This window comes from Promicromonospora sp. NPDC060204, assembly GCF_042728455.1.
GTDB lineage: Bacteria > Actinomycetota > Actinomycetes > Actinomycetales > Cellulomonadaceae > Promicromonospora.
Genome location: NZ_JBHWZO010000241.1, coordinates 1 through 9,533, shown reverse-complemented (window position 1 = coordinate 9,533; position 9,533 = coordinate 1). Strand labels below are relative to the sequence as shown.

Here is a 9,533-nt window from a genome sequence, read left to right as displayed (position 1 = left end):
GTCCCGCCCCTGAGGGCGGGGCCGGCACCGGCCTGCACATCGAGCACCTGTCCAAGTCGTTCGGCTCCGGCCGCCGCACGGTGACCGCGCTCGACGACGTCACGCTGCACACCGACCAGGGCAGCTTCCTGTCCCTGCTGGGCCCGAGCGGCTGCGGCAAGTCCACGATCCTGCGCATCCTCGCGGGCCTGGAGGCGCCGACGTCGGGCACCGCGAAGGTCGACGGCAAGGACCCGGCGCGCCTGCGGGCCGGGCACGAGCTCGGCATCGCGTTCCAGGACGCCGCGCTGCTGCCGTGGCGGTCGGTCGAGTCCAACCTGCGCCTCCCGTTCCAGGTCTCGGGGCAGCCCGTGGACCACGAGCTGGTGGCCGAGCTCATCCGGCTGGTCGGCCTGAGCGGCTTCGAGAAGGCGCGGCCCGGGGAGCTCTCGGGCGGCATGCGCCAGCGCGTCTCGATCGCCCGCGCCCTGGTGGTCAAGCCCTCGGTGCTGCTGCTCGACGAGCCGTTCGGGGCGCTCGACGACATGACCCGCCAGCGCCTGAACCTGGAGCTGCTGCGGATCTGGACCGAGAAGCCGGCCACCACCCTCATGGTCACGCACGGCATCTCGGAGGCGATCTTCCTCTCCGACCAGGTGGCGGTCATGAGCCCACGCCCCGGCCGCATCAAGGAGGTCATCGAGGTGGACCTGCCGCGCCCGCGCCTGCCGGAGATGATGCGCACCCCCGAGTTCCACGCGCTGCACGACCGGGCCTCGGAGCTCCTGTTCACGGCCGACGACGATGCCTGACCGCGCCCGCACCTGGCTCGGCGGGGCGGCGGGCCTGGCCGGCCTGGTGGCGCTGTGGTGGCTGCTCGCGGTCACCGTCTTCGACGGCTCGTCCATGCCGACGCCGCCCGGCGTGCTGCGCCAGTACGTCGCGGACGGCTGGGCGTTCTACGTGAACAACTTCGGCGGCACGGTGGTCGAGGCCCTGATCGGGTTCGCGTGGGGCAACGGCCTGGCGCTCGTGCTCGCGGCCCTCGTGCTGCTGACGCCGCGGCTGGAGCCCGTGATCTCGCAGGTCGCGGTGATCAGCTACTGCGTGCCGACCATCGCGATCCTGCCGATCCTCTACATCGTGCTCGGCCCGCCGGACCCGGGCGACCCGTCGCCCACGGCGGTCGTCCTGGCGGCCCTGTCCGTGTTCTTCACGACCGTCGTCGGGGCCGTGCTCGGCTTCCGGTCCGCCGACCGCGCCGCACTCGACGTGGTGCGCGTCTACGGCGGCGGCCGCTGGCGCCAGCTCGTCACGGTCCAGCTCGTGTCCGCGCTGCCGGAGATCGTCAGCGCCCTCAAGATCGCCGCACCGGCCGCGTTCCTCGGGGCGATCCTGGGCGAGTACATCGGCGGCGTCGACCGCGGCGTCGGCCCCGCTCTCATCGCCGCCGGCCAGGGCCTCATGGTGGAGCGCGCCTGGGGCATCATGTTCGCTTGCGCCCTGGTGGCAGGTATCGGGTACGCCGCGTTCGGCCTGCTGGGCCGGGTCGCGGTGCCGTGGTCGACCGGAGGGGGACGACGATGAGCGAGGTCACGACGGGTCCGGCCCGCGGGGGCGCCGGACGGGCCCTCGCCGCCGGCCTGGGCCGGGCGGTGGCGACGGCGCTGCTCATGGCGGCGGTCCTCACGGTCGTGTGGGTCGTCTCCGTGGCCCTGGTCGACAACACGTTCGTCGCCAAGGGCCCCGCCGAGGTCTACGAGTTCCTTTTCACGGACGACGACGCCGCGGCCACCCGCGCCCAGATCCTCGCCGGCCTCGGGGTCACGCTCGGCGACGCCGCCCTCGGCTTCGTCGCCGGCATGCTCGCCGCGACGCTCGCGGCGGCCCTCATCGTGCTGTCCCGGCCCGTGGAGACCGCCGTCATGCCGGTCGCCCTGATCCTGCGCGCCGTGCCGCTCATCGCGCTGACCCCGATCATCCGCCTGCTGTTCACCGACGAGGTGGTGCGAGTGGCGGTGGTCTCCGGCATCGTGGTGCTGTTCCCCGCGCTCGTGAACATCGTGCAGGGCCTGCGCTCCGTGTCCGCGCAGCTGACCGACGTGGTGCACGTGTACGGTGGCGGGCCGGTGGCCCTGCTGTTCCGGGTCGCCTTTCCCTCGGCGCTGCCCGCGCTGTTCGCCTCGGTCCGGATCTCCGTGCCCGGCGCCATCACGGGCGCGCTGCTGGCGGAGTGGCTGATCACCGGCGAGGGAATCGGCAGCATGGTGGTCAACGCGGTAGGACGGTCCGAGAACAACCTCGTGTGGGCGTGCGTCCTGGTGGTCACGCTCGCGTCGCTCGTGCTCTACCTGGCGGCGCAGATCATCGAGTCGTTCGTCCTCGCCCGATACGGACGGAGCTGATCCATGGACGGCAGGTACGGCACCACGGCGGTCGGCATCGTGCTCGCGGCCGGCGCCGGCACCCGGTTCGGCATGCCCAAGGCGCTCGCCCGGTCCGACGGCGGCACGCCCTGGCTCGAGCTCGCCTGCCAGGCCCTGGTCGACGGCGGGTGCGCCGACGTCGTCGTGGTGCTCGGCGCGCGCGCCGACGAGGCGGAGCGGCTGGCGCTCGCCGACGCGCGGCCCGTCGTCGCCGACGAGTGGGAGAGCGGGCTGGCGGCCTCGCTGCGCACCGGCCTCGCCTCCGCCCAGGAGACGGGGGCGGACGTCGCCGTCGTCTCCCTGGTGGACCTGCCCGGCCTCCGCGCCGACTCCGTGCGCCGCGTGCTGAAGCCGTTCGACGAGCCCGACGCCGCCCGCCACGCCCTCGCCCGGGCCACCTACGACGGCCGCCCCGGGCACCCCGTGCTGCTCGGCCGCGAGCACTGGGCGGCGCTCGCCACCTCGGTGCGCGGGGACAGCGGCGCCGGGCAGTACCTGCTGGCGCACGGCGCCGTCGGCATCGACTGCACCGACCTGGGCGGCGGCGACGACGTCGACCGGAGGTAGGGCCAGCCCCACCTCGGGCTAGGGGTCATCCCTGACCTTTCCCCGGTCCTGCCCGAATCCTGTCGCCGCGACCGGTTCGGCTACGTAGTCTCGGGAACGTGGAGGCCACGGAACTCGCCCGCCTGCAGTTCGCACTGCTCGCCGCAGTGCATTTCCTCTTCGTGCTGCTCACGCTCGGGCTCGGCCCCGTCGTGGCGATCTTCAACACGCGCTGGGCCCGCGCCTCGGGCGACCGCGCCGTCGTGTTCGAGAACGCCACCCGGTTCTGGGGGCAGATCTACCTCGTCAACTACGCGCTCGGCATCGCGGCCGGGATCGTGCTGGAGCTCCAGTTCGGCCTGCACTTCCCGGGCCTGCTCGACGTCGCCGGCGAGGTCTTCGGCGCTCCGCTGGCCGTGGAGACCCTCGCCGCGTTCTTCCTGGAGTCCACCCTGCTCGGCCTGTGGGTGTTCGGCTGGCACCTGTTCCCGCGGGCGCTGCACGCCGCGATCTTCTGGGCCGTGGTGCTCACCGGGTACGCCTCGGCGTTCGCCGTGATGGTGGCCAACGGGTTCCTGCGCAACCCCCTCGGGTACGCGCTGGAGGGGCCGCCCGGCGAGCAGGTCGCCCGCATCACCGACGTCGGCGCCCTGGTCACCAACCCCGCGGCGCTCCTGTCCGGCCTGCACGTGGTGGGCGCCTGCCTCATGGCCGGCGGGTTCGTGCTCGTCGGCGTCTCGGCGTGGCACCTGCGGCGCACGGGCGGCGGCCTGCGCCTGCCGACCGGCCCGGACGAGGACCTGTGGCGGAACTCCATGCGGGCCGGTATCTGGACCGGCGTCGTCGGCGTGCTGTTCGCCCAGGGTTTCGGCTACGCGCAGTTCGGCTACATCGAGGGCGGCTTCGACCAGAGCCCCGCCGTGGGCGTGCTCCTCGAGGTCATGATGCGCAGCGCCGACCTCGTCTTCCTCGGCGCCCTCGTGCTCCCCTTCCTGCTCATCGCGGGAGCCCTGTTCCGCATGCGCGGGCGCAGCGCCCTCTACGTGCTGCTCACGGCCCTGCTGCCCCTGCCGTTCCTCGTGGGGCTCGCGGGCTGGCTCGTGCGCGAGCTGGGGCGGCAGCCCTGGGTCGTCCAGGGGGTGCTGCGGGTCGACGAGGTGACCTCCGACCAGTCCACGCGCGCCGTCCTGGCCTCGCTCGTGCTGCTCGTCGGGCTCATGGTCACGCTCGCGGTGCTCGACTGGTGGGTGCTGAGCCGGCTGGCCCGCGCGGGGACCGACCGGCTCGTCCTGGGCGCCGCCCCGGGCGACGTCCTGCGCGACGACGGCGCGGACGACGAGGTGCTGCTCCGGTTCGGCGCGCCCGACGACGGGGTGCGCGACGACGGGACGCACTCCGGCGGGCCCGAGCCCGAGGGTGCCCGATGAACGCGGCGGCGTGGGGCGTGCTCCTGACCGTGCTGCTGGTCGGCTGGGTGGTGCTCGACGGCGCCGTCCAGGGCGCGGGCGCCACCCTGCTCCAGGAGCGCGGCCCCGACGGGAAGGAACGGCGCCGGGACCCCGCGCAGCGCCGGGTCGTGCTCGGGGCCGTGGGGCCCGTCCTGCTGCCGGGCGAGGTGTGGCTCGTGGCGGCGCTCGGCGTGCTGATCGGCGTCTTCCCGCACGCCGAGGCCCGGCTGCTCGGTGCCGGGTACCCCGTGGCGCTCGTGCTCGTCGGGTCCTGGGCGCTGCGGGACGCCGCGATCTGGCTGCGCAGCCGCCGTCCGGGCAACGTGTGGCGGGACGTGTGGGACGTGGTGCTCGTGGTCGCCAGCATCGCGCTGGCCGGGAGCTGGGGCGCGCTGCTCGGCGTGGCCTGGGGGAGCGGCCTGGCCGCGCTCGCCCTCGGCATCGCCGCCGTGGTCGTCACGCGCCTGCACGGGGACGCCCTGGTCGCGTGGCGGCTGCGCCGCACCGGTCCGCTGCCGGTGGCCGTCACGTCGGTGATGATCGCCGCCCCCGTCGTCGGCACGGCGATCGCGGCCTGGCCGCGGCTGGTCGGCGGCGCGGTCTCCGAGGAGACGATGGCGGCGCTCGGCATCGTCGCGCTGGTGGTGCTCCCGCTGGTCCTCGTGCTCCAGGTGGCCGCCTGGTGGCTCGTGTCCCGGCCGCTGGACCGCCGGGACACGCTCTTCTTCTGACGGCGTCAGTGGCTCATGTGGCCCATGGCTTCCAGCACCCGCGGCGTCGAGTCCTCCGTGCCCGGCTCGACCACGACGAACTGGCCCATCATCCCGTCGTCCTCGTGGCGCAGGATGTGGCAGTGGTACATGTACGGGCTGGTCGGGTCCGTACCGGGGCCGAACTGCACGGCCAGCCGCACCGTCGACTTCTCGGGCAGGTGCACCGTGTCCTTCTGTCCGGTCTCCCACGCCTCGCCCGGGGCGCCGTTCCGGTCCAGCAGCGTGAACGCGCAGCCATGGACATGGAAGTTGTGGGCGTAGACGGTGTTCGTGACCTCCCACACCTCCCGCGCGCCCGCCGGCACCACCTCGTCGACCCGGGTGATGTCGGCGCCGCGGCCGTTGATCTCGTCGTGGCCCTGCAGCTTGAACGTGCGGACCGTGGCGTCCGCCGGGGCGTCCAGCGGGGCGGCCCCCGGCAGCTCGGCCGGCACCGCCGCGCCCCGTGCCGCGTCGTCGGCCACCCTGAGCTCCAGCACCGGGAAGGTGCCCTGGTCCACCCGGCCCTCCCCGGCCGTCGTCGTCAGCCGGACCCGCTCGCCAGGCTCGAGCTCCGCGACGACCTCGGCCCGCTCGCCCGGGCCGAGCGCGAACCGTGTCAGCCGCACCGGCTCGGGCACGAGCCCCTGGTCGGTCGCGACCAGGGTGAGCTCACGGTCGTCGGCGAAGCCCAGGTGGTAGACGCGGGCGTTCGACCCGTTCAGGAAGCGGAACCGGACCGTGGTCCGCGCGACCTCCAGGTACGCGCCCATCGTGCCGTTGACGAGGATCTCCGTGCCCATCTGGCCGAAGTTCGGCTCGGTGTCGAAGGGCATCTCGCCGTCGTCCTCGACGGTGCGGTCCTGCAGGATGCAGGGGATGTCGTCGACGCCGTACTCGTGGGGCAGCCCGACGGCGTCCGCGGCGTCGTCGTCGACGATGATCATGCCCGCGACGCCCTTGAACACCTGCTGCGCCGTGGCCCCGTGGGTGTGCGGGTGGTACCAGAGCGTCGCGGCCGTGTTCCGGACCGTCCAGGACGGCTCCCAGGTGGTGCCGGGCTCGATCGGCTGGTGCGGGCCGCCGTCCATCTTCGCGAGCAGGTGCATGCCGTGCCAGTGCATGGTCGTGACCTCGGGGAGGTCGTTGGTCACCGCCATCCGCACCGCGTCGCCCGTGCGCATCCGCAGCGTGGGGCCGAGGAACGGGCCGTTGACGCCCCAGGTCGGCGTCCGCGTGCCCGGCAGGATCTCGCTGGTGCCCTGCTGGACCGTGAGCCGGAAGACGCCGCCGTCCGCGCGCAGCTCGTCCGGGATCCGGAGCGGGCCGAGCGGCTGCCACGGGCGGTCCGGGTCCGTCGCCGTCCCGCCCGACGCGCACGACGTCAGCACGAGGGACGCCGCTCCGACGGCGGCCAGCCCCAGGAACTCCCGGCGACGTATCTTCCGCATCCCTGCTCCGCTCGCTCGACACGATTGCCAGGACCCCTCCGGGGGTCCATAGTAATTCCGAAACGGAACTATCCGGGGGTGCGGGAAGCATGTCAACGAAAGAGCGCATCGAGCACGGCATCCGCGCCCTCATCACGGGCGGCGTGCTGCGCAACCACGAGGTGGCGCCCCGCCTCGGCCTGCACGTGATCGACCTCCAGGCGCTCAACCTCGTCGCGATGGCGGGCGGGCGGATGACGCCGTCGGCGCTCGCGGACGCGATGCGCCTGCCCCGGTCGTCGGTCACGCGTCTGGTCGGCCGGCTGGAGAGCGCCGGGTACGTGCACCGCCGCAGGTCGGACGTCGACCGGCGCAGCCTGGGGGTCGAGGTCGACCGGGAGCGGCTCGCCGTGGTCACCGACCAGTACCGGCAGCAGTCCGAACGGGTGGACCGGGCGTTGGCGGGGTGCACGCCGGACGAGGTCGAGACGATCGCCCGGTTCCTCGACCGGCTGACTTCCCGCGGACCCGATTCCGATGCTCACCAACGGGACATTTCGCCACGTTGAGCGCTCGGATGCCGGTAAAGTCCTACCTACCATGACCATGAAGAACCGCATCGTCTGCGCGCTGCTCGGCGCCCTGGCGTTCGCCACCGCGACCCTGCTCCTGCCGTGGCTCCCGGACGCGCTCGTGGGCCTGCTCGGGACCGGCGGCGTGCTGCTGTTCCTGGCCGCCCTGGTGCTGCCGACCAACACCCGGCAGCCGCCCGTGCACAGCCTCGCGATCCTCGACAAGGGGTACCTGACGCCCGCCGAGATCCACCAGATCCTCGGGATCTGGCTGCCGACGGGCAGCGCCGCCCTGGAGGCGCGGGACGCGCAGTGGACGGTCGCCCGGCACGTCGCCAAGTGGCGCGCCGACCACGTGGTCAACGTGATGGACTACCACGGCGTGGTCGCCGAGCGCCGGGTCGACATGCTCTCGGTGGTGCAGTGGGTCGGCATCCAGCTCCTGCCCGCGTTCCTCGGCCTGATCTTCCTGATCCCGACGCTGGCGCTGACCGGCTTCGACAAGATCAGCATCAACTTCCTCCAGACGCTCCTGCTCTTCGTGATCTGGGGCGGCGTCGCGCTGCTGGCGCGCTGGATCCTGGAGAAGCACGTGATCCACCGGTTCGTGTGGGAGCCGGAGCTGACGCCGGACGGGACCCGGTTCGTGGAGCGGTGACGCGGAGCGCAGTGGAGGTCGGGGGCCGAGGAACGAGGCACCCGGCCGTAGCGGAGCGCAGCGTCGCCGCGACCAGAGGACAGAGTGCGCTGAGCTCGGCGCTGACCGTCCCGGAGTGTCGGTGACTGGGGGCAGAATGGCTTCGTGCCCCTGTACCGAGACGACGCGATCGTGCTGCGCACCCAGAAGCTGGGCGAGGCGGACCGCATCGTCACGTTCCTGACGCGCGAGCACGGCAAGGTGCGCGGGGTGGGCAAGGGCGTGCGGCGCACGTCGTCCAAGTTCGGGGCGCGCCTGGAGCCGTTCATGGCGGTCGACGTGCAGCTCCACACCGGCCGCAGCCCGCGGCCGGGCATGGGGCTCGACACGGTCACGCAGGTCGAGACCATCGGCGCGTACGCCCGGTCCATCAGCGAGGACTACGGCCTGTACACGTCCGGCACGGTGATGCTGGAGGCCGCGGACCGGCTGGTCGCGGCGGAGCACGAGCCCGCGGTGCAGCAGTACTGGCTGCTGGCCGGGGGCCTGCGAGCGCTGTCCGAGCGGCACCACGACGCCGGCCTGGTGCTCGACTCGTACCTGCTGCGCGCCCTCGCGGTGGCCGGCTGGGCGCCGTCGTTCGAGGACTGCGCGCGCTGCGGCGAACCCGGGCCGCACCACTCGTTCAACGTGGCGCAGGGCGGCGCCGTCTGCCCGCGCTGCCGGCCGCCGGGTTCCACGGCGCCGGCGCCCGAGACCTTCGCCCTGCTGTCCTCGCTGCTCGCGGGCGACTGGGCGACCGCCGACGCGTCCGACGCGCGGCACCGCAAGGAGGCGAGCGGCATCGTCGCCGCCTACGGCCAGTACTACCTGGAGAGAACGTTGCGATCGTTGAAGATGGTGGAGCGCTGATGGCCCGGAACACCCGCCGGGACCTGGTCAAGCCGTTCCCGCACCCGTCCGGCGAGCAGGCTCCGCGCATCCCCAAGGAGTTCCTGCCGCGCCACGTCGCCGTCGTCATGGACGGCAACGGGCGCTGGGCCAACGCGCGCGGCCTGCCGCGCATCGAGGGGCACCGGGCGGGCGAGAACTCCCTGCTCGACGTCGTGGCGGGGGCCGTCGACGTGGGTGTCGAGTACGTCTCGGCGTACGCGTTCAGCACGGAGAACTGGAAGCGCTCGCCCGAGGAGGTGCGCTTCCTGATGAACTTCACGCACGACGTGATGAAGCGCCAGTGCGACGTCATGGCGTCGTGGGGCGTGCGGATCCGGTGGGCCGGACGCCGCCCGAAGCTGTGGAAGTCCGTGATCGACGTGCTCCAGGAGGCCGAGGAGCGCACCAAGGACAACGACCTCTGCACGCTGACGATGTGCGTCAACTACGGCAGCCGGGCCGAGCTGGCCGACGCCGCCGCAGCCATGGCCCGCGACGCCGCCGCGGGCAGGCTGGACCCGAAGCGGATCACCGAGAAGACCGTGCAGAAGTACCTGTACCTGCCCGACGTGCCCGACGTGGACCTGTTCCTGCGCTCGTCCGGCGAGCAGCGCACGTCGAACTTCATGCTGTGGCAGGCGGCGTACGCCGAGATGGTGTTCCTCGACGAGCCCTGGCCCGACGTCGACCGCCGGCACCTCTGGCACGCCGTCGAGGAGTACGCGAAGCGCGACCGCCGCTACGGCGGCGCCCTGGACGCCCCCAAGCCCCGATAAACGTTGAGTGCGGGGTATCTGCGGTCCCAACGCC

The 9,533-nt window shown here is 73.1% G+C and carries 11 protein-coding genes; 10 read left to right on the top strand and 1 reads right to left on the bottom strand.

Annotated elements, in window-relative coordinates; genetic code table 11:
- The 6 genes from ACFWEJ_RS23395 to ACFWEJ_RS23370 all read left to right on the top strand — a co-directional run.
- The coding region (locus ACFWEJ_RS23395; protein WP_377231581.1) for an ABC transporter ATP-binding protein at positions 1-791 on the top strand (791 nt) is incomplete at its 5' end.
- Entirely contained in the window at positions 784-1,566 is a 783-nt protein-coding gene (locus ACFWEJ_RS23390) for an ABC transporter permease (protein ID WP_377231580.1), read from the top strand. The genes ACFWEJ_RS23395 and ACFWEJ_RS23390, both read left to right, overlap by 8 nt.
- Positions 1,563-2,384, top strand: a complete 822-nt coding sequence (locus ACFWEJ_RS23385; protein ID WP_377231579.1) for an ABC transporter permease — start codon at positions 1,563-1,565, stop codon at positions 2,382-2,384. The genes ACFWEJ_RS23390 and ACFWEJ_RS23385 overlap by 4 nt, the downstream gene beginning before the upstream one ends.
- A 3-nt stretch (positions 2,385-2,387) precedes the next feature.
- Entirely contained in the window at positions 2,388-2,972 is a 585-nt protein-coding gene (locus tag ACFWEJ_RS23380) for an NTP transferase domain-containing protein (RefSeq protein ID WP_377231578.1), read from the top strand.
- Between the two features lie 98 nt (positions 2,973-3,070).
- Complete coding sequence (locus tag ACFWEJ_RS23375) at positions 3,071-4,378, top strand: cytochrome ubiquinol oxidase subunit I (RefSeq protein ID WP_377231577.1); 1,308 nt, start codon at positions 3,071-3,073, stop codon at positions 4,376-4,378.
- Positions 4,375-5,130, top strand: a complete 756-nt coding sequence (locus ACFWEJ_RS23370) for a cytochrome d ubiquinol oxidase subunit II (protein WP_377231576.1) — start codon at positions 4,375-4,377, stop codon at positions 5,128-5,130. The genes ACFWEJ_RS23375 and ACFWEJ_RS23370 overlap by 4 nt, the downstream gene beginning before the upstream one ends.
- 5 nt (positions 5,131-5,135) lie before the next feature.
- Here ACFWEJ_RS23370 and ACFWEJ_RS23365 read toward each other — a convergent pair whose 3' ends face one another.
- Positions 5,136-6,602 carry a multicopper oxidase family protein gene (locus tag ACFWEJ_RS23365; protein ID WP_377231575.1) on the bottom strand — a complete coding sequence of 489 codons (1,467 nt, stop codon included), beginning with the start codon at positions 6,600-6,602 and terminating at the stop codon, positions 5,136-5,138.
- An 89-nt stretch (positions 6,603-6,691) separates the two neighbouring features.
- On the opposite strand from ACFWEJ_RS23365, the gene ACFWEJ_RS23360 reads away from it, so the two are divergent.
- The 4 genes from ACFWEJ_RS23360 to ACFWEJ_RS23345 all read left to right on the top strand — a co-directional run bounded on the left by ACFWEJ_RS23360 (position 6,692) and on the right by ACFWEJ_RS23345 (position 9,499).
- A complete protein-coding gene (locus ACFWEJ_RS23360; protein WP_377231574.1) occupies positions 6,692-7,150 on the top strand; it encodes a MarR family winged helix-turn-helix transcriptional regulator in 459 nt (152 codons plus the stop codon).
- Positions 7,151-7,181: 31 nt separating this feature from the next.
- Positions 7,182-7,811, top strand: coding sequence for a hypothetical protein (locus ACFWEJ_RS23355; protein ID WP_377231573.1), 630 nt, complete (start codon positions 7,182-7,184; stop codon positions 7,809-7,811).
- A 144-nt stretch (positions 7,812-7,955) separates the two neighbouring features.
- On the top strand, positions 7,956-8,702 hold the full coding sequence (gene recO, locus ACFWEJ_RS23350; protein ID WP_377231572.1) for a DNA repair protein RecO: 747 nt from the start codon (positions 7,956-7,958) through the stop codon (positions 8,700-8,702).
- The gene (locus ACFWEJ_RS23345) at positions 8,702-9,499 is read left to right on the top strand and encodes an isoprenyl transferase (RefSeq protein WP_377231571.1); all 798 of its coding nucleotides are present in this window, start codon (positions 8,702-8,704) and stop codon (positions 9,497-9,499) included. The genes recO and ACFWEJ_RS23345 overlap by 1 nt, the downstream gene beginning before the upstream one ends.
- Positions 9,500-9,533: the final 34 nt, after the last annotated feature.

Coding starts and splice junctions, on each gene's coding strand:
- ACFWEJ_RS23390 (WP_377231580.1), top strand. CDS start 784: ATGCCTGACCGCGCCCGCACCTGGCTCGGCGGGGCGGCGGGCCTGGCC.
- ACFWEJ_RS23385 (WP_377231579.1), top strand. CDS start 1,563: ATGAGCGAGGTCACGACGGGTCCGGCCCGCGGGGGCGCCGGACGGGCC.
- ACFWEJ_RS23380 (WP_377231578.1), top strand. CDS start 2,388: ATGGACGGCAGGTACGGCACCACGGCGGTCGGCATCGTGCTCGCGGCC.
- ACFWEJ_RS23370 (WP_377231576.1), top strand. CDS start 4,375: ATGAACGCGGCGGCGTGGGGCGTGCTCCTGACCGTGCTGCTGGTCGGC.
- ACFWEJ_RS23365 (WP_377231575.1), bottom strand. CDS start 6,602: ATGCGGAAGATACGTCGCCGGGAGTTCCTGGGGCTGGCCGCCGTCGGA.
- ACFWEJ_RS23360 (WP_377231574.1), top strand. CDS start 6,692: ATGTCAACGAAAGAGCGCATCGAGCACGGCATCCGCGCCCTCATCACG.
- ACFWEJ_RS23355 (WP_377231573.1), top strand. CDS start 7,182: ATGACCATGAAGAACCGCATCGTCTGCGCGCTGCTCGGCGCCCTGGCG.
- ACFWEJ_RS23345 (WP_377231571.1), top strand. CDS start 8,702: ATGGCCCGGAACACCCGCCGGGACCTGGTCAAGCCGTTCCCGCACCCG.